This window comes from Bacillus cereus group sp. MG4, from assembly GCF_040460055.1.
In the GTDB taxonomy this organism is placed as follows: Bacteria; Bacillota; Bacilli; order Bacillales; family Bacillaceae_G; genus Bacillus_A; species Bacillus_A wiedmannii.
In genome coordinates this window covers 3623332-3643026 of sequence record NZ_JARVGZ010000001.1, presented here as the reverse complement: position 1 = coordinate 3643026, position 19695 = coordinate 3623332, and the positions used below count along the sequence as shown (strand labels likewise).

Genomic DNA, 19695 nt, shown 5'->3' with positions numbered 1-19695 from the left:
GCAAAGAGACTTTTGCTGGTGGATACAAATCTTATAAGTTTCCGCGACGTTCCTGTTCTCTTTCAATTGATTCAAATAATGCTTTAAAGTTCCCTTCTCCGAATCCGCGAGAACCTTTACGTTGAATAATTTCAATAAATAAAGTTGGACGATCTACAATTGGTTTCGTAAAGATTTGTAGTAAGTATCCTTCCTCATCGCGATCTACTAAAATCTTTAATTCTTTTAATCTATCAATTTCCTCATCAATTTTTCCAACTCGTGCACTTAACTCATCATAATAAGTATCAGGTGTATCTAAAAACTCCACGCCATTTTCACGAAGCGCTTCCACTGTTTTAACGATATCGCTTGTTAATAAAGCAAGATGTTGTACACCTGCTCCATTGTAGAATTCTAGATATTCTTGAATTTGCGATTTTCTCTTTCCATCTGCTGGCTCGTTAATAGGGAACTTAATGCGACTTCCATTTGTCATAACTTTCGACATTAATGCTGAATACTCTGTACTAATATCGTCATCATCAAAATGGATCATTTGTTTAAAGCCCATAACGTTCTCGTAATAACTAACCCACTCTTCCATCTTTTCAACATTACCAACTACATGATCCACAGCAATTAAACCTGACTCTTCAAATGGAATATTAAACTCGACCTTTTGGAATCCTGGCATAAATGTTCCTTTATAATTTTTACGCTCTACAAGCGTATGAATTGTATCACCATACGTACCAATAACCGCTTTTTTCAGTGTACCGTTCTCGTCTGTTAATTCCACAGGTGGAGCAATCGCGACGGCACCACGTTTCACAGCTTCCGAGTACGCTTTGTCAACATCGTCAACAAGTAAAGCAACATCTTTTACACCATCACCATGTGTCTTTACAAATTCTGCGATACGATTATCGCTACTTAAAGCTCCAGACACAACAAAACGCATATTTTTTTGCACAAGAACATAAGATACCTTTTCACGGTTACCAGTTTCTAATCCAGAGTAAGCCACAATTTTGAACCCGAATGCTCTCGCAAGGTAATAACTTGATTGCTTTGCATTTCCTACGTAAAATTCCAAATGATCTACATCACGTACCGGAAAAAAGTCCTCCATTTGTGCAGCTAGCGTATCCATAGATTTTTGTTTCATAAAATCCTCATCCCCCTGTAAATAGAATAAATGGTCCATACTTAAAACCAACCAAAAACGCTTCCAACATCAATTAATAGAAATTAGTTAGCAAGCTAACAAATTCTGACCTTTAAAATTTTCTATCTTTTCTGTCAAATTCCTCTTTTTTTCTTACATATAAAATTCGACTTTTTTCTCTTTACGTGACGGAGGGAATATTAATACTTGAAGATATATATGAGAGGAAAACAAAAAAGACCCCAACATATTAACTACTTACTAGGGTGTGTCTAAAAACTGTTGTTCATTGTGTTAATCGAAAAATGGCAGCGATATACACAAAGGCTAAAAAAGAAGATGCCAGCTTATCATAACGTGTTGCGATTCTACGGAAATGCTTGATTTTATTGAAAAAACACTCCACTAAATGGCGTTCTTTATATAAATACCAATCCACATTCCAAGGAGCTTTCGCATTTGACCTGGGTGGAATGGTATAGGTTGCTTCATGATCGGTAATATAGTTACGAATCGTATGAGAACCATAGGCCTTGTCACCAAGAATATTGCTGCCCTTAATCGGTATTTCATCCAAAAGCTCGCAAACAGGAGTGCTATCAAAAATATTTCCGCCAGTCAAATGAAATAAAATGGGGTTGCCTAAACCATCAACAATTGCATGGATTTTGGTAGTTTTTCCACCGCGACTCATGCCAATATGCTGATGACACTCATGATTTACAGCCTTTTTTTTGCACCAGCACTATGTTGATGCGCTTTGATACTGGTTGAATCTATGCTGAGGTTTTCAAGATCCGGTTCAGCATTTAATTCTTGAAAAATAGTCAGTAAGACACCTTCATCACGCCATTTGCAGAAGCGAGCATACACGGTTTTCCATAATCCGTAATGGTCCGGCAAATCACGCCAGGGAGCGCCGCTCCTAGCTATCCATAAAATAGCATTGAACATTTCACGATTACTCCTTTTAGGCGGACGACCAGTAAAATACGGTGGGAAAAAGTCTTTGATTTGTTCCCATTGTTCATTTGTAAGTTCGTAGCGGCGTGGCGTCATAGAAAATACCCCTCTCTAAATGATTTGAGGTAATCCTATCATAGAAATAGTTTTTAGACACACCCTAATATGCTAGAGTCTTTATTTTTTTTGAATGATTGTATTTATATGTCTCATACTAATACATTTGCAAGGAATAAAATAAATGATGTTAATACTACCGCTCCACCTAATGATCCTAATAAATCTGTTTTTGTTACTTGTAATACTTGCTCTTTCATTTTGCATTCTCCTCTCTTTTTTCTTTTATTACAAAACTTCTATTATACTAATACGCTTGATAGAAATACGATTAATGCCGTTAATACTACCGCTCCACTTGCTGATCCTACGAAATCACCTTTTGTTACTTGTAATACTTGCTCTTTCATATCTTTCATTCTCCCTTCATTTGTTTTTTGTTACAAAGCTTCTATTATACTAATACGCTTGATAGAAATACGATTAATGCTGTTAATACTACTGCTCCACTTGCTGATCCTACGAAATCACCTTTTGTTACTTGTAATACTTGCTCTTTCATTTTATGTATCCTCCTTTTTAATAAGTTATCTATTATGTAATTTCTAAGAAATGTTTATTTCATAGTTTTTATGTTAGCGTTACATTAAAGTTATTAACGTAACGTTTGTAACATTAATGTAACATAACTATTGTTACGTTGCAATATAATTACGTAAATTTTATTACACTTTTTTTACGTTTTTTTGTAAACACCCTTAAAAAACCTGTTTTAATGCACTTTCTCCTAAGTTGACGTTTGTAATATTATTGTAATATTACAGTCATATAACGAAACACCCTCATACCTACCTCTATTTTTGTTACAAATTAAAGTGCATATTCAAAGTAATAAGATGGCGCCTATCAAATTTTTACTGACGTTTCACGCGAGATAAAATACAATCTTTCCAAGATAAGTTTATATGTTTCCTCTATATAACTATGTATAATAAAAGCAAAGAGGTGGTCATTTTGAAATTAATCGCATTAGATATGGATGGTACGCTACTATCATCTAATCTTGAAATCTCCAAAGAGAACTTACAAGCTATCCAAACTGCAAAAGAGGCTGGTCATATAGTCATGATTTGTTCTGGTCGTGCAAAAGAGGATGCTTTAAAATTATTGGAAGAATATAAACTATCTCTTCCAATTGGAGCGAGCAATGGGGCAATTGTTTATGTGGATGGAAAAGTAATTAACTCGCGTTGTTTACAAAATGATAAAGTATACAAGCTTGCAAAATTACTAGAATCTGAAGGTTTTCCTTATAAGCTATATACGAATAAAGGAGTTTATTCTCCATATACATGGCAAGATCAAGTCATGCAAGCGTTCGAAGAAAACAAGCATGCACTAGATGTTACACTTGAAGAACTTGAAAGAATTACAGAAAAACAAAAGAAATCAAACTTAATTACTGATTTCCAAAAAATCGAAGATGTCGTAAATAATCCAGAATTAGAAATATCTAAATTCTTCATTTTGACATTTAATGCAGCGCATCGTGCACAGCTATTAAGCATGTTACAAGAAGACACTGATATTTCAGTTACCGCATCAGCTCCTACTAATGTAGAAATTATGGATAAGCACGGTCATAAAGGGAACGGCCTACAAGAAATGGCAGCGTATTTCAATATACCAATTGAAGATACTATTGCAATCGGGGACAACTTTAATGATGTGCCAATGTTACAAGTAGCTGGCTTATCAGTTGCAATGGGAAATGCTGAAGAAGATGTAAAAAAACTATGTGATGTCGTAACATTAACAAATAATGAGCATGGGGTTGCTCACGCAATCGAGAAATTTGTATTGAAACAAACTTCATCTAGTAAATAAAAAAAGGACTCTTTCAATTTGAAAGGGTCCTTTTCTTTTATACATGATGACAAGCAACAAAATGCTCTTCACCAACATTACGGAATTCTGGTACCGTTTGTTTACAAATATCTGTTGCAAACGGGCAACGTGTATGAAAGCGACAACCCGAAGGTGGATTTGCTGGACTTGGAATATCACCCTCTAGTATAATCCGCTCTCGCTTCACTGTTGGATCTGGTATTGGCACAGCTGATAACAATGCTTTTGTATACGGATGCAGTGGGTTCGTAAATAACTCATCACGCGGCGCTGTTTCCACAATCGTTCCTAAATACATAATTCCAATTTTCGTACATAAATGCTCTACTACGCTTAAATCATGTGAAATGAACAAATAAGATAGTCCCTTTTTCTCCTGTAACTCACTAAATAAATTAATGATCTGTGCTTGAATAGATACATCTAGTGCTGCCACAGGTTCGTCAGCTACAATAAATTCTGGATTTAATACCATTGCTCTTGCGATAACGATACGCTGACGTTGTCCACCAGAAAACTCATGAGGGTACCGGTCAATATGATATGGGGCTAAACCACATAACTCTAATACTTCTGTCACTTTTTCACGAACATTTTCTTTCGTCGCTAGTCCGTGAGCCAACATCGGCTCGCCAAGTGCTTCTCCAATTCTCATTCTCGGATTTAATGAGCTAAATGGATCTTGAAACACAAGCTGCATATTAGGACGATGTTTTCTCAATTCCTCTTTTGATAGAGAATGAACATCGTGTCCTTTAAACTTCACTTCTCCCTCCGTTTTTTGAACGAGACGTAAAATTGTTTTTCCTATCGTCGTTTTTCCGCTTCCTGATTCACCAACGAGACCGAACACTTCCCCTTTATTAATAGTAAAACTTACTCCATCAACTGCTTTTACATGTCCAACCGTTCTACTAAATATGCCGCCTTTAATCGGAAAATATGTTTTTAAGTTTTTCACTTCTAATAATGGTTCACTCATTGTTCCGCACGCTCCTCATATAACCAGCAAGCTACTTTATGATTTTCATCATGTACATTCAGATTTGGCGCTTCTTCTTTACATATTTCCATACAATGCTCACAACGACCGCTAAAGTAGCAAAATTCATCCAAACCAACTAAATTAGGAACTTGCCCTGGAATAGAATATAGTTTATCTATTCGTTTTCCCATCACTGGTTTTGATTTCAACAAGCCTTTCGTATACGGGTGTTTCGGATTTTGGAATATCTCTAGTACTGGTGCTTCTTCAATTACTTTCCCACCATACATAACGACAACGTAATCAGCCATTTCTGCTACAACGCCTAAATCATGTGTAATTAATAAAATTGATGTTTTAAATTCCTCTTTTACTTGTCTTAATAAGTCCAATATTTGAGCTTGAATCGTAACATCAAGAGCCGTTGTCGGTTCATCAGCAATTAATAACTTAGGATTACAACTAAGTGCAACAGCAATCATAATACGTTGTAACATGCCACCACTCAGTTCGTGCGGATAAGAATGGACGATTTCATCCGCACGAGCTATGCCGACCTTACGAATTAACTCAATTGCCTTTTTATATGCTTCATTTTTGCTAAGCAGTTCATGCTCTCTTAACGTCTCTACAATTTGTTCCCCTACAGTGAAAACAGGATTTAGCGATGTCATCGGTTCTTGAAAAATCATCGCAATATCATTTCCTCGTAAACTACGAAGCTCTTTCTCTTTCATTCCTAAAAGACTTTTTCCTTCATATAAAATATCCCCACCTACTACACTGCCTGATTCAGCAATAAGTCCCATAATAGATAAAGCTGTTACACTTTTCCCGCAACCTGATTCACCTACAACACAAACAGTTTCACCTTCTCGAACTGTAAAACTAACGTGATTCACAGCTTTTACTGTCCCTTCTTCTGTCTGAAAGTGTGTTTGTAAGTCTTTCAGCTCTACTACCGCTTTACTCATACCTTCTCACCTACCGTCTCATCTTTGGATCTAACGCATCACGAAGTGCATCACCAAGTAAATTAATGGATACAACTGTTATAAAAATTGCAAAACCAGGCGGAATCCATAACCACGGCCGCTTTTGGAAATCAATTAACGAGTTAGCTGCACTAATCATATTCCCCCATGATGGTGTAGGTGGGACGACGCCAAGACCTAAGTAGCTTAGTGCGGATTCACTTAAAATAGATCCTGCCACACCCAAAGTAGCTACAACAATAAGCAATGGAAAGACGTTAGGTATTAAGTGATGAATAATTTTCCGAGAATCCTTTAATCCTAATACATCCGCTGCTTGCATAAAGGATTGCTCCCGCAGTGTTAAAATTTGTCCCCTCACAAGACGGGCAAGTCCTGGCCATCCTACTAAACTTAAAATAATCATTACAACATATAAACGGTACTCCGATGGTAATTTCCATTCTGATAAAATTGCTCCCATTATAATAAGTAGCGGTAATCCTGGAATGGACATTAACACATCTGCAACACGCATAATTAAATGATCTACAACTCCTCGATAAAAACCAGCAATTGCTCCTAATAGAGCACCTAGTATAACGGATAGTAGCATCGACGCTAAACCAATTGTTAATGAAATACGTCCTGCTTGCATAAGTCTAGTTAAAATATCCCGCCCCAACTGGTCTGTTCCGAGCCAATGTGACAGGCTAGGGGGTTTATTAATTTGTGTTACTTGTACTTTCCCATCAGCATACGGTGAAAAGATTGGACCGATAAAACTAAATAAAAACATGAATATTAAAACGTATAAACCATACAATGCCATCTTATTTTTCTTAATTTTTTTATACGCTTGGCGCCATGGTGATGATTCATTTCTCTTTTTTCTCTCTTTCTTTTTCTCTATTATTGGTGTAATAGTCTCCATATCTTTCCCCCCTTACTTCAATCGAATTCTTGGATCAACAAACGCATATACAATATCAGCTAAGAAATTAGCCATAATGGTTAAACAAGAAAGAAACATCGTAAAGGCCATTAATACCGTATAATCACGGAAGTTTAATGCTTCTAATTGAATACTCCCAATCCCTGGCCAGTTAAAAATCTGTTCAATAATAATAGCTCCTGAAAATAAACCTGGTAATTCAAAAGCAAGTAATGTAATTGCTGGTAAAATTGCATTTTTCAATGCATGTTTATAAATAACAGTTCTTTCTTTTAAACCTTTTGCACGAGCAGTACGAATATAATCTTGTCTAACAACATCCAACATGCTGGTTCTAAAATATCGTGTTAACGACCCTACACCAAGAAGCGTTAAAATAAACACAGGTAGAATCATATGACGTAATACTTCTAATATGTATGCTATCCCTGTTGAGTTACTCCCAATATCAATCATGCCGCCAATAGGTAATAACTTTAAATCAACTGCTAACAATTTAATTAAAAATAATCCGATAAAGAATGATGGAAATGACATTGCTGCAAAGACACCGATTGTTACCAATCTATCAAACCAAGAGTGCTGCTTTGTTGCAGAAATAACCCCAATAATAAGAGCAATAATCCAAGTGAAAAATAAAGCTGCAACAGCAACGATAAATGTATTCCAAATAAACTTATTAAGTAATGAAGTTACAGGTTCTTGATACTGTAAAGAAAATCCAAAATCACCATGTAAAGCATTCACTAACCAGTGAAAATATCTTTCAATAATTGGTTTGTTTAAGCCATACAATTCCCTTAACTCTTGAGCTCTCTCTGGTGTTAACTTTGGATTTGAATCAATATAATCCCCCGGCAAAAGTGCAAATAAGAAAAAAATAATAATAGATGTACCAAACAATGTAGGGATCATTTGAAGGAACCTACGAATGATATATGTTTTCACCTTTTGTCTCCCCAATCCTATTTACTTAAAAATAGAAGAACATTTTTTCAAAACAGCTACTATTCCATCGCTGTATGAAAAAACGCCTTCTATTATTTAGGTCAACCCTTATTGTTCAATAGATAACACTGGTAAGTTGGAACTAATGCTATCGTACTTTTCCGGATCAATTCCTTTTATACGTGCATTATGAGCATAAAGTAGTTTGCGATAGTTTAATAGAATAACTGGTGGATCATCACTTAACTCTTTATACAGCTCTTTATAAATCGCTTTACGTTTTTCAATATCTGTCGTTCCTATACCTTTTACAATCAAATCATCTACTTTCGGATTATTATAACCCGTATCACTTTTTGGATTAGTTGATAAGTACTCACTTACAACTTCACTTGGATCACTAATTCCTGGTGTTGAAACTGCCGCTAAATCGTAGTCACCTTTTCCTACCTTTGAAAGCATCGTATTAAAGTCCATCAACTCTGGATTTAGTTCAACACCAATTTCTTTGTAACTTTCTTTTGCAATTGGAATAAAGATATCATTTGTTTTACCTGTATTTGATGCGTAATATGTTAATTTTAATTTTTGACCATCTTTTTCACGAACCCCGTCAGAACCTACTTTCCAACCAGCCTCATCCAATAATTTTTTAGCCTTTTCTACGTCGTGTGGATATTTATTAATACCTTCTTCTGTATATGCCCATGAAACTGGCGCAATTGGTACGTTAGCAACAGATCCATATCCTTGTAAAGCTGTGTCCACATACTTCTTACGGTCTAATCCATAAGTAAGTGCTTGACGTACCTTCTTATCCTTCAAATACGATTTCTTATTATTTACATAGATATAAGCAATATCACTTGATGATTCAAGATTAATATTTGCAAACTCTAATCCTTTTAATTGGTCTATATTCTCAGGATTTGCTCTAAATCCACTATAGTCCAGTTCACCTGTTTGGAATAATTGGAATCCAGTATCACCTGATGTGATTTTGTAAATAAAGTTTTTGATTTTTGGTTTACCTGCATAATAATTTTCGTTAGCAACAAAGCGTACTTCTTGACCTGGAACATATTTTTCAAATTTATATGGACCCGCTGCAATTGGTTGCCCATATAATGCTTTTAAATAGTCTAAACTTGTATTTTGTTTATAATCTTTTCCATAATAAGCTTTTGATAGCACTGGGCCACCTAAATTCGTTAGCGCCTGTGAATTAACTTTTTCAGTTGTAATTTTAATTGTCTGTGGATCAACAACTTGAATTCCTTCAATAGAAGTTGCTTTTCCTTCTTTATATTCTTTCCCACCTTTAACAGCATACTGAGCAATATCCAATCCACCTTCATACGCTTTATCATGAAGTAGTGTTAGTGTAAATGCTACGTCATCCGCCGTTAAAGGCGACCCATCACTAAATTTTAAATTTTTACGTAAGTGAAATGTATATGTTAACTGGTCAGCAGAAATATCCCATTTTTCTGCAAGATCCGGAACAGGTTTACTTTGTTTGTCTGTTGATACTAATGACGCAAAAATAACAGACGTTACATTTCCATCCCAACCATTATCTTGGAAATACGGAAGGAAAACTCCTCCTGGCTTAGAAATGGCCGTAATAAAAGTATCTTTTCGCTGATTTGCTTTCTCTGGACTTTTCTTTTTATCTGTAGCTGGAATTGATTCAATCTTAGCGTCTTTTAAATCCTGCTTTTTTACTGGTTCTGTAGAAGCCGTATCTTCCTGTCCCCCACAAGCAGATAACACAAGCGAACTACTCAGTAATACTGAAAATACACCAGCCCATTTTTTTGTCTTTTTCTTCATTGTCCCCACCCTAACTTTTTTTAATAATTAAACCTTATGAACTGCTTGCCTTATGTATGCCTCCCACAGCAACATTTTATAGCCAATCGGAAAAGTCGGTTTTAATCGTAAAAAAATAGATGTTTTTGAGGGGTAACAATCCTATTCCGACCTTTCCGGTAGACTTTATGGTTATTAGCTTATATCGTCCGTTATATTTTGTCAATTCTTTCTAAATAAATATTTTGAAAATTTTTATTCTATCTTTAATTTAGGTAAACTTAATAAAATACCGTTATAGTTATCTTCCTGTAATCCTTGAATTCGTGCATGATGTGCAGACACCACTTTGCTATTATTCAAGAAGATTACAGGCGGGTCTTCGCTTAACTCTTGATATAACTTTTTATAAATTCCTTTTCGCTTTTCAATATCCAACGTTTCTAATGCTTGCTTAGCTAATTCATCTACTTTCGGATTATAATATCCATCATAATTTCGTTTACTTGTTGAGACAAACTCTTCAATCGTTCCGCTCGGATCATCAATCATTGGCGTAGATACCATCGCTAAATCATAATCACCTTTTATCACTTTTGAAATCATCGTATTAAAGTCCATATATTCTGGGTTAAACTCCACACCAAGCTTTTTATAATCTTCTTTCATCACAGGAATCATTACATCATTTATTTTACTTGCTGATGAGGCAAAATAACTTACTTTCAATTTTTGTCCATCTTTTTCACGAATTCCATCTGAACCCGCTTTCCATCCAGCCTCATCCAGTAATTTCTTCGCCTTCTCTAAATTATACTCATATTTATTAATGCCCTCTTCTGTATACGCCCATGAAACTGGCGTAATCGGTACATTAACGAGTGACGCATATCCTTGGAAATACGTATCAATAACCTTTTGACGCTCTAATCCGTAAATAAATGCTTGGCGGACACGTTTATCTTTAAAGTATGGCTTCTTATAATTCATTTTAATGTAGCCATAAGAGCTTCCTGTATACACATTAATATTAGCAAAACCTAAATCTTTTAATTGCTCAATGGTCTCCACGTTTGTCGTAAAACCATCATAATCTACTTCTCCTGCTTGAAATTGTTGTAGCTTCGTATCACCTTTTGTAATTTTATAAATAAAGTGCTCAATCTTCGGTTTTCCTTCAAAATAATTTTCATTTGCTACAAATCGAACTTCTTGACCAGGAATATATTTATCTAACTTATAAGCTCCTGCTCCCACCGGCTTCCCATACAACTCTTTTAAATACTCCAAGTGTCCTTGTTTATACTCTTTCCCGTAATAAGATTTAGATATAACTTCTCCACCAATTAATGATAGTGTTTGAGCATTTACCTTTTCAGTCGTAATTGTAATTGTTTTCGGATCAATGACTTGAATCCCCTCAATAGAATTCGCTTTTCCTTCTTTATATGCTTGCCCACCTTTTATTGCTGTTTGGCTTATATCAGTCGCACCACTATAAGTTGGATCATGTAATAACGTTAATGTAAATGCTACATCCTCCGCATTTAACAGTGAACCATCACTAAACTTTAAATCATCTTTCAAATGGAACGTATATGTAAGCTGATCCTCCGAAATATCCCACTTCTTCGCCAAAATGGGAATGGGTTTCCCTTCCTTATCCAGTCCAACAAGAGGCGCAAATATAGCTTGCGTTATATTACCATCCCATCCATTCTCCATAAAGTGCGGAAGGAATATCCCTCCAGGACTCGGCATTCCAACTACAAAAGTATCTTTTCTTTCATTTACTTTTATAGGACTTTTTGCTTTGTCGCTCGCCTTAATAAATTCATCTTTTATTTTTGGTACGTTCCCGGCTTCATTTGTACTTGCTTCCTCTTGACCACATCCGGCTAGTAATACTGACACACTAAGAAATGTAGCAAGTGCTCCTTTAAAAGCATTTTTCATTGCCCTCTCACCTTTACCTTCCTAATTTTTAGCGATGTAGGAACATAGGCCTCCTTTCTGTAACTATCTTTATTTTTCCTATAAAAATAGTATGAATTAATTTCAAGATTATTCCTTTCCTTTAAACATGTCAATCGTTCTCTTTTATTTCGTATTAAAAAATTAAAAATTCACTTCTATTCGTTTGGTATGAAACATAGAATACTAATAACCAATTACCAAAAAGGGGGCGAAAACATGGACAACCTATTCCAATACGTCCTGCACTACGTATTATTAACAATTATGATAGTCGGGGCGCTATTACTATTCCCATTCTTCCCAAAGTTCGTCCTCTTTTTAGCTTTTTTTATTATGCTCGGGATCGCTATTATCATTTCAACAAAAGAAGATGCCACGCAAAAAGAAAGCAGAGTTCAGCGTGTAAAGCTGTAACTCTGCTTTTTTATTTTCAATCCTGATTCGCCGTTACACATACTTATGTCTCGGGAAATAAGTAACCGCTCCAAAAAAATCCCTAATATCATTTATGTTTTACAATCTATGCAAATTACGGAACAAAGATTTATCAAATTTACTGTTTCACGTGAAACACAATTTTTATTTTTTCTTAAAGTAAAATATCCGTATAAAAAAAAGCGAATCCCTTCAGCAAAGCTGAAAGAATTCGCTTTCTACTTTTTACTCCGCAATATTCTCTAACTCATTATATAACTCCGCTCGTAACAACTCTTTCTTCGTTTTTTCTTCATACAATTGTTCAAGCATTTCAACTTCAACTGCATGTTCCATCTTACACTCAAGCGTATATATTTCTTCTTCTACATGCATCAACTCTGTTTCAATCTCCTCTACATTCCTAGCTTCTTTCTTTTTTACAGGGGCTATTTCAATACTTTTTCTTCCTTGGCGTTGTTGCTTTATTACTTGTTTCTCAAGCTTTTCTTCCCACTTTTGACGCGCCCATGCATAGTTCCCTACAAACTCAAATAATTTACGATCATCAATCCAATACGTCTTTTCAAATAACTTATTTAAAAAATAACGATCATGTGAAACAGCTAAAATCGTTCCATTATATTGTTCAAGAGCCTCTTCTAAAACTTCCCTTGATTCAATATCGAGATGGTTTGTCGGCTCATCTAAAATTAAAAAATTGATATCTTGATACATAAGTTGCGCAAGTCTTAACCTCATTTTTTCTCCACCGCTCAGTTGCGTTACTTTCTTAAACACCGCTGGACCATAAAATAAAAACTTAGCTAATATATGTCTCGCTTCTCCCTCTGTTACAGCTACACATTCCCTGAAAGCCTCTAGTACATTACTCTTCATATTTCCGTACGCATGCTGTGATAAATAACCGATTTTCACACTACTACCAATCCGAATTTCTCCAGCGTCTGGTTTTATTTCTTCTAATAATAACTTTAGTAGCGTTGTCTTTCCTGTACCATTACGACCAACGATCGCCGCACGCTCTTGAAAACGAACATGTAAATTCGCTTCGTTAAATAAAGGGTGATCAGCAAATCCTTTACTCACTTCTTTCATTACAACAACATCTTTCCCACTTCTCTCTTGCCCTTCAAACTGGAGTCCCATTTGTTTTCGTTCTAAAATAGGTTTTTTTAGTTTCTCTATACGTTCCAGTGCACGTTCCATACTTCTCGCTCTCTTATGCAATCCTTCATTCGGAGGATTCGCCTGATTTGCCCATTCACGCAGCCGCTTAATTGCTTCTTTCATTTTCTTTATTTTCTTTTGCTGTTCCTGATAAGCCTGAAACTCGTGGAGCAATCTTTCTTCCTTTTCTTCAACAAACCGAGAATAGTTTGTATGATACACGTGAATCTCTCCATCTTCTAAATCAAAAATCTTCGTTACAACTTCATCAAGGAAATAGCGATCATGTGAAATGACCATAATCGTTCCATTGTATTCTTTTAAAAATTGCTCTAGCCATTCTACGGCGAATAAATCTAAATGATTAGTTGGTTCATCTAATAGAAGTAAATCTGGTTTCTGCAATAGCATGTATGCAAGGCTTACCTTTGTTTGTTCCCCACCACTTAACTCCAGAAATGACCGAGGAAATAGTTCTGTCACCTGTAGACCATTTGCTACCTTCATCATATTCGCTTCTATTTCCTAACCACCAAGAAACGCAAACTTTTCTTGGATTACTCCGTACCTCTCCATTAATCTTTGTAAAGCAGACGGTTCCAGTTCTTCCGCCATATTTTTTTCTAAAGTACGCATTTCTCTTTCTAATTCCTTTTCTGCTTTAAAAGCGGAACTCAATACATCATATACAGTCATACCCTCATCAAATTTCGGAATTTGTGCCACATGACCAATACGTGTACCTTTCTTCATATGAATGGCCCCTGCATCCAAACTTTCCATTCCAGTTAGAAGCTGAAAGATTGTTGTCTTCCCACTACCGTTACGACCAACTAATCCAACACGTTCACCATTCTTTATTTCAAGCGATATATTTTCAAATATGATGTTTCCACCAAAAGATTTCGTTACATTATTTACACTACAAATTGTCATTTTCCGTACTCCTTTCAATATAAAAAACCATAGGAAAGAAACATTCCCCATGGTTTTCGGCATAGAAAAAGGAAGCCAAATAGCTCCCTTTTCACACGTTTATTAAAAATGGGTGAAGAGATTTCTATCGTTCAATAGCTACTATGCAATTGTTAAAAAAGGACAGACGTATCCCGTTAACAACTACATCATGAAAAATCGCACGACAAAAATAGATATAATCTAAAAATTTGGCACGTGCAGCTAAAGAACGTTTCATCTCATTCACCTCTTTCGTACGGAATTTAATACTTACTTCTTTATTATACTTTCCCATTTCACGTTTGAATAGTCATTTTTCTGAAAATAATGAAGATAGACTAAACATTTCAATAAGTGACATCAAATCTTACAAAACTGTTATGTTCACGTAATGGAAAGCGATAGTACGAAAAGATGCCTCCCTATACAATAAAGATGTAAACAAGAGAGCCAAACAAAAGGAGGAAACGATCATGATGAAAGAAATCGTAAAAGCAATCTTTGAGGTATTAGTGAACGGACAAGCAGTTGTAAAAGAACTAAATGAACTATAAAAGGAGTGAAGGAATATGATGAACATGGTTAAAATGATTTTACACGCTCTAGTTGATGCAAAAGCAGTTAGCCAAGAATTAAACCAACAATAAAAAGGGGTAAATGAATATGAAGAAAGCCATTATTGTAATCGCAAGTACAGCAATCGCCTTATACACAATAAAAAATAGAAAAAAGAAGCACAATAAAAACGCTCTATATTATCCATACACATTATTAAAGAAAAAATAAAAGACAAGGTACCCTATTGTAATGAGGATATCTTGTCTTTTATTTTTCCTATTCCTTTTAAAGGATTTCCTTCTCCTTTTCCCGAATGTATTAAGCGGGATTTTTACACATATTTTAAAGGGGCATATATACAAATGGATACACAACAACTATACTTTTTAAACGATATTGGCAAACAAAAACCAGAAAGCATTCGGAATAGAAGCGCTGCATGTCCTTTTTGTGACAGAGAAAATTTAACGGATATTTTAGCAACTGAGGGCTCAATTATTTGGCTAAAAAACAAATTCCCTACATTAAAAGATACATTTCAAACGGTGCTAATCGAAACCGATAATTGTAAAGACCATATTGCGACATATACAGAAGAACATATGAGATCGCTAATTCGTTTCTCCATTAAACATTGGTTAGACTTACAGAAGAATGAAGAATTCACATCTGTGATTTTATACAAAAATCACGGTCCATTCTCAGGCGGGAGTTTGCATCATGCACACATGCAGATTATCGGAATGAAATATGTAGACTATCTCGGTAACGTAGAACAGGACAACTTCCGAGGAGTCATTGTACAAAAAAACGAACGCATTGAACTCAATATTTCAGATCGTCCTATTATCGGTTTTACTGAATTTAATATCATTATTGCAGATATTGGATACATAGATGAACTGGCAAATTATATTCAGCAAACTGTACGTTACATACTGACAGATTTCCATAAAGGATGTAGTAGTTATAACTTATTCTTCTATTACTTAAACGGAAAAATCATTTGTAAAGTTGTTCCTAGGTTCGTCGTTTCACCATTGTATGTAGGATATAAAATACCACAAGTTTCCACAAAACTAGAAGACGTGAAAATGCAACTCGCGCAGTACTTCACGAGCGAAAAAGATGCAATTATTCATAAAAAAACAGAGTAGGTATAGAAAACCTACTCTTTGATTACACCTTTATTTCGATAGTACACATCTTCTAATCCGATGTTATACTTCATGTTATTATCCGTCCACTCTGGACCCAGATTACCTGGCCATCCAGATGTATTTGCTACATATTTTAGTAATGCAAAATCCGTCAAACCTTTTTGCACCCCGCGCTTATATCCTTTCATTAAATGCGGCATTGCAATTTGCGCATTTGTGCGCGGATCTTTCAACTCTTCATCAGTTAAATGATCTGGTGCAAGCCCACCGCCACGGTGCAATTGAAACAATCCGAATGAAGTTCCGTTATCTCCAACACTTCTTGGATTTAACCGGCTTTCATGTTCAGCAATTGTAAGAGGTATCCATTCTGGAAGATTGACTTTCTTTGCTTCCTCTATAATAATTTGTTTCATTTGTTTTGCTTCTTCTGAGTCAACATAGCTTGTCTCATTCACTAACTTGCCCATTCCTTCAGACTTTCCTTGGAAATATAAGTACACCCCAAGAACAACTAAAAATCCTACAAAGAATTTCTTCACTACCACTACCTCTTTCTCCGCTGAAATTTGTCCCCTTTCAGCCTTCTTCCCTTTACAATTACCCACATTCTATCATTCTCTTACCCTTTTATCATAGCAAATAACTATATATATTATCATCATGCTTTAGACCGATTTTGTGAAAAAACAGCTGGTAAATACGTGCAAAAATGTAACTTTCATAGACTACAACGTATTTCTTGTATATAATTGTAAATTGAACTCTACATATAGAATAGGAGCAGACCAAATGAAAAAGTGCATAATACTCTTGTTCAGCATTTTACTACTTATCCCTATCCACACCTCTGCACAAACATCATCAAAACCAAAAGTACTTGTTTTATACAGTACAAAAGACGATAAAATTACAAATAATATTCAAATCCTTAATACTCAATTAGGACATTTTACAAATGATATAACTACGAAAAGTTTAAAAAAGCTAATGAAATTACTAATTCATCTTCTTATACACATATTGTTTATATCGGTGAACAAAAAGAAGAGTTTCCTATTGAAACGAAGCAACTTCTAGAAAATTTCTCAGGTCCAGTATTATTTTTAGGACAAAATGTTGAACAATTATCTAATCGCTTTTCTTTCATTACCCTAAAGGCTGATGATATACGAGTTAATAAAATCGAATATCCAAGCCATAAGCTTAAAAACACTTTAGAAGAGGAACGATTGATTCAATCTTTTGATACAAATGGAACTGTTCTTGCTAACGCTGTAAGTTCAAATAGCAAGAACCCACTAATCATTCAGCATGAAACATCTTATTACGTCGCAACGCCACACCTCTTTGACTGGATGTCTCATTACGTTGGTGAAATGTTATTTTCTTACTTTGGACAAAAGCCAACGACAAATAAAGTAGAGGCTTATTTGCGTCTTGAGGACGTTCATCCAGCCGCAGATACAAATCAATTAAAAGCAATTGCTGAATTACTAAAAGAGAAAAAGATTCCCTACATGATCACTGTTATTCCTGTATATACAGATCCGGAGACAGGTAAAACACTGCATTTAAAAGATAAGCCCGAACTAGTCGATCTTTTACGCTCTATGCAAGATGATGGTGCAGCAATTATTATGCATGGTTATACGCACCAATTTTATGACAGTGAAACTGGGGAAGGTTTTGAGTTTTGGGACGTAAAAACAGATCAACCAATTCGTCAACCAAAGCATGAAAAACCAAAAACAAAAGATGACTTTCCTAATATCGAAGCATATAATGCATATGTAAAAAAAGGGGAAGAATTTGAAGAAAACTATACGACAGATCATATCGAAAAAGGGATTCAAGAACTTGTAGATGCTAAACTATATCCTGTCGCATTTGAAGCACCTCATTACACGATGTCTCAAAAAGGCTATGAAATATTATCAAGATATTTTTCAACTTATGTAGGACAACTACAGTTAAGTGATACAACTTGGAAATCCATGCACTCTCCAGCATACAGAAGTACCCCATCATTTTTACACGGGATGAAATTAATGCCTGAAACAGTTGGCTTTATTGAAGAAGATAAGCCACAAGCTATTGCGAAAATGAAAGCAAATGCTGTATCTGTTGCTAAATTATCCGATGGAGTTATTGGTGCCTTCTATCATCCTTACTTAGGTGTGAAACCATTAAAAGAAGTACTAAAGGATCTAGAAAGCATCCCAAATATAGAATGGATTGATTTACAAAAAGAAACAAATGAAGTGAAAATGAAAGATATTCATATCACTACTAATAAAGATGGCATTCACGTTGAAAAGCCAACAAGCGCAAGTGACGTAATGGATTATATAAAACAATATGGATTCTTCCTTATACTTGGTTTCTTCGTCATTGTCTTTCTCTTATTATTAAGACGTGCGAAAAAATTAGAATCCTAATACAAAACCACCAAGCAAAATGCTTGGTGGTTTTTTCAACTTAAACCAAAACGCGGCATATTATTAATAACCCATTGATTATTTTCATAAATTATAGAAAATATCAGAAAAAATATCCATAACAAAAAGGATAAGAGTAACTCTCCTATCCTTTCAAATAAAATTGAATCGTATTTTCATATATCGTTTTCGCAACCTTATCAACAGATACGTTTTTTATAACACTAATTTCCTTTAATACCTCTCGAATCATTCTCGGATGCGTCATAACATCCTCATGAAATTCCCACGGTCCATCTGTTTCTACCATCATATATTCAAGTGGATAATACGAAACAATTTTTCTAATTTTGTCCTTATGTAAAACATCTGGTGTGATAGAAATATAATAACCGTTCCTCATCATCCGTTTCATTGTTGTTTCACTTCCTTTAAACCAATGAAAGTGTGCACGTGAAACTTTATATTTCTCTAGTAAATCACATACAATATCAGCATCTTCATACACTGCATGCAATATAATGGGTAAATCATATTTACTAGCTAGTTCAACAAATCGTTTTAACACTGATATATATGAATTGATAGTAATACGCTCATCTTCTTTTCTTAAATAATACGGTAAGCCTACTTCACCAATCGCAACTATGTCTTCTACATGCTCTTCAATTAATTTATAAATTTGCTCACATTCTTCTTTATGAATCGGTTGCTCCGGATGAAAACCTATCGCTGGATGTACAAAAGGATATCGCTTTGCTAAAGATAAAGTTTCTTTACATGATTGATAATTCATAGATACCGCGATAAGCCCCTGTATCTCTTTACTATGTTCCACATCTTTAAGTAATCTACTTTTTTCTTCATCCTTATATTGGTCAACATGTATATGACTATCAATCCATTTCATCTTTATTCCTCCATAAAAAAAACAAGAAAGGATCTCCCTTCTTGTTTTATCATCTATATTATTTAACAATTAAGTTTGTTATGATATCAAATAATCCAATACATACTACGGCAACAGTAAAGTAGCTACAGAAATCTTTAATTGGAAACTTCACTACTTCTTCTTTACGCATCCCAGTTTTCTCCCTTCTTACTATATCCCTAATTATTTTATCTATTTGTATCTATTATGCAAAAAATATGACAAATTTACTATCGAATTAACTTACGTAAACCTTACAATGTTGTAAGGTTTATAAAAAGAGCCTCATCTAAATACAGATGAGGGCTATT

18 protein-coding genes and 2 pseudogenes are annotated in these 19695 nt (G+C 35.0%); 5 read left to right on the top strand and 15 right to left on the bottom strand.

Annotated features, from left to right (window positions below):
* Window positions 1-31 precede the first annotated feature (31 nt).
* From hppD to QCI41_RS19225, 5 genes are all read right to left on the bottom strand, one after another.
* Entirely contained in the window at window positions 32-1150 is a 1119-nt protein-coding gene (gene hppD / locus QCI41_RS19245) for a 4-hydroxyphenylpyruvate dioxygenase (protein ID WP_353836909.1), read from the bottom strand.
* 286 nt (window positions 1151-1436) lie between these two features.
* Window positions 1437-2209 (bottom strand): IS5 family transposase gene (locus QCI41_RS19240; RefSeq protein WP_483299041.1). Its coding sequence is split into 2 segments (ribosomal slippage): window positions 1437-1879 and window positions 1879-2209, totalling 774 coding nucleotides; the frame shifts between segments, so codons are not numbered across the junction.
* A gap of 113 nt (window positions 2210-2322) precedes the next feature.
* On the bottom strand, window positions 2323-2430 hold the full coding sequence (locus QCI41_RS19235) for a DUF3948 family protein (RefSeq protein WP_098363789.1): 108 nt from the start codon (window positions 2428-2430) through the stop codon (window positions 2323-2325).
* A 42-nt stretch (window positions 2431-2472) separates the two neighbouring features.
* The gene (locus QCI41_RS19230) at window positions 2473-2589 is read right to left on the bottom strand and encodes a DUF3948 family protein (RefSeq protein WP_000654250.1); all 117 of its coding nucleotides are present in this window, start codon (window positions 2587-2589) and stop codon (window positions 2473-2475) included.
* Window positions 2590-2624: 35 nt separating this feature from the next.
* Entirely contained in the window at window positions 2625-2732 is a 108-nt protein-coding gene (locus QCI41_RS19225; RefSeq protein WP_000664237.1) for a DUF3948 family protein, read from the bottom strand.
* A gap of 452 nt (window positions 2733-3184) precedes the next feature.
* Here QCI41_RS19225 and QCI41_RS19220 point away from each other — a divergent pair, with 452 nt between their 5' ends.
* On the top strand, window positions 3185-4057 hold the full coding sequence (locus QCI41_RS19220; RefSeq protein ID WP_353836910.1) for a Cof-type HAD-IIB family hydrolase: 873 nt from the start codon (window positions 3185-3187) through the stop codon (window positions 4055-4057).
* 37 nt (window positions 4058-4094) lie between these two features.
* Here QCI41_RS19220 and QCI41_RS19215 read toward each other — a convergent pair whose 3' ends face one another.
* From QCI41_RS19215 to QCI41_RS19190, 6 genes are all read right to left on the bottom strand, one after another.
* Entirely contained in the window at window positions 4095-5060 is a 966-nt protein-coding gene (locus QCI41_RS19215) for an ABC transporter ATP-binding protein (RefSeq protein WP_001294507.1), read from the bottom strand.
* On the bottom strand, window positions 5057-6037 hold the full coding sequence (locus QCI41_RS19210) for an ABC transporter ATP-binding protein (protein ID WP_000030796.1): 981 nt from the start codon (window positions 6035-6037) through the stop codon (window positions 5057-5059). The genes QCI41_RS19215 and QCI41_RS19210 overlap by 4 nt, the downstream gene beginning before the upstream one ends.
* A 10-nt stretch (window positions 6038-6047) precedes the next feature.
* Complete coding sequence (gene opp4C / locus QCI41_RS19205) at window positions 6048-6971, bottom strand: oligopeptide ABC transporter permease (RefSeq protein ID WP_283883826.1); 924 nt, start codon at window positions 6969-6971, stop codon at window positions 6048-6050.
* Between the two features lie 12 nt (window positions 6972-6983).
* Window positions 6984-7940 carry an ABC transporter permease gene (locus QCI41_RS19200; protein WP_141499230.1) on the bottom strand — a complete coding sequence of 319 codons (957 nt, stop codon included), beginning with the start codon at window positions 7938-7940 and terminating at the stop codon, window positions 6984-6986.
* Between the two features lie 108 nt (window positions 7941-8048).
* Window positions 8049-9776 carry an ABC transporter substrate-binding protein gene (locus QCI41_RS19195; protein WP_283883822.1) on the bottom strand — a complete coding sequence of 576 codons (1728 nt, stop codon included), beginning with the start codon at window positions 9774-9776 and terminating at the stop codon, window positions 8049-8051.
* Window positions 9777-10010: 234 nt separating this feature from the next.
* On the bottom strand, window positions 10011-11711 hold the full coding sequence (locus tag QCI41_RS19190; RefSeq protein WP_353836911.1) for an ABC transporter substrate-binding protein: 1701 nt from the start codon (window positions 11709-11711) through the stop codon (window positions 10011-10013).
* Window positions 11712-11948: 237 nt separating this feature from the next.
* Here QCI41_RS19190 and QCI41_RS19185 point away from each other — a divergent pair, with 237 nt between their 5' ends.
* On the top strand, window positions 11949-12146 hold the full coding sequence (locus QCI41_RS19185; protein ID WP_000369248.1) for a hypothetical protein: 198 nt from the start codon (window positions 11949-11951) through the stop codon (window positions 12144-12146).
* Window positions 12147-12392: 246 nt separating this feature from the next.
* On the opposite strand, the pseudogene abc-f reads toward QCI41_RS19185, so the two are convergent.
* Together abc-f and QCI41_RS19175 are read right to left on the bottom strand one after the other, a co-directional pair.
* Window positions 12393-14273: pseudogene (gene abc-f, locus QCI41_RS19180) on the bottom strand (ribosomal protection-like ABC-F family protein).
* A 124-nt stretch (window positions 14274-14397) separates the two neighbouring features.
* The gene (locus tag QCI41_RS19175) at window positions 14398-14532 is read right to left on the bottom strand and encodes an RAxF-45 family protein (protein WP_046956655.1); all 135 of its coding nucleotides are present in this window, start codon (window positions 14530-14532) and stop codon (window positions 14398-14400) included.
* A gap of 419 nt (window positions 14533-14951) precedes the next feature.
* Here QCI41_RS19175 and QCI41_RS19170 point away from each other — a divergent pair, with 419 nt between their 5' ends.
* Window positions 14952-15080 carry a hypothetical protein gene (locus QCI41_RS19170; protein ID WP_002096919.1) on the top strand — a complete coding sequence of 43 codons (129 nt, stop codon included), beginning with the start codon at window positions 14952-14954 and terminating at the stop codon, window positions 15078-15080.
* A 134-nt stretch (window positions 15081-15214) separates the two neighbouring features.
* A complete protein-coding gene (locus QCI41_RS19165; RefSeq protein WP_483299046.1) occupies window positions 15215-16009 on the top strand; it encodes a DUF4931 domain-containing protein in 795 nt (264 codons plus the stop codon).
* 11 nt (window positions 16010-16020) lie between these two features.
* Here QCI41_RS19165 and QCI41_RS19160 read toward each other — a convergent pair whose 3' ends face one another.
* Complete coding sequence (locus QCI41_RS19160; protein ID WP_046956665.1) at window positions 16021-16554, bottom strand: transglycosylase SLT domain-containing protein; 534 nt, start codon at window positions 16552-16554, stop codon at window positions 16021-16023.
* 250 nt (window positions 16555-16804) lie between these two features.
* On the opposite strand from QCI41_RS19160, the pseudogene QCI41_RS19155 reads away from it, so the two are divergent.
* Window positions 16805-18453: pseudogene (locus tag QCI41_RS19155) on the top strand (DUF2334 domain-containing protein).
* Between the two features lie 145 nt (window positions 18454-18598).
* On the opposite strand, the gene QCI41_RS19150 reads toward QCI41_RS19155, so the two are convergent.
* Window positions 18599-19363, bottom strand: coding sequence for a TatD family hydrolase (locus QCI41_RS19150; protein WP_353836913.1), 765 nt, complete (start codon window positions 19361-19363; stop codon window positions 18599-18601).
* Window positions 19364-19695: the final 332 nt, after the last annotated feature.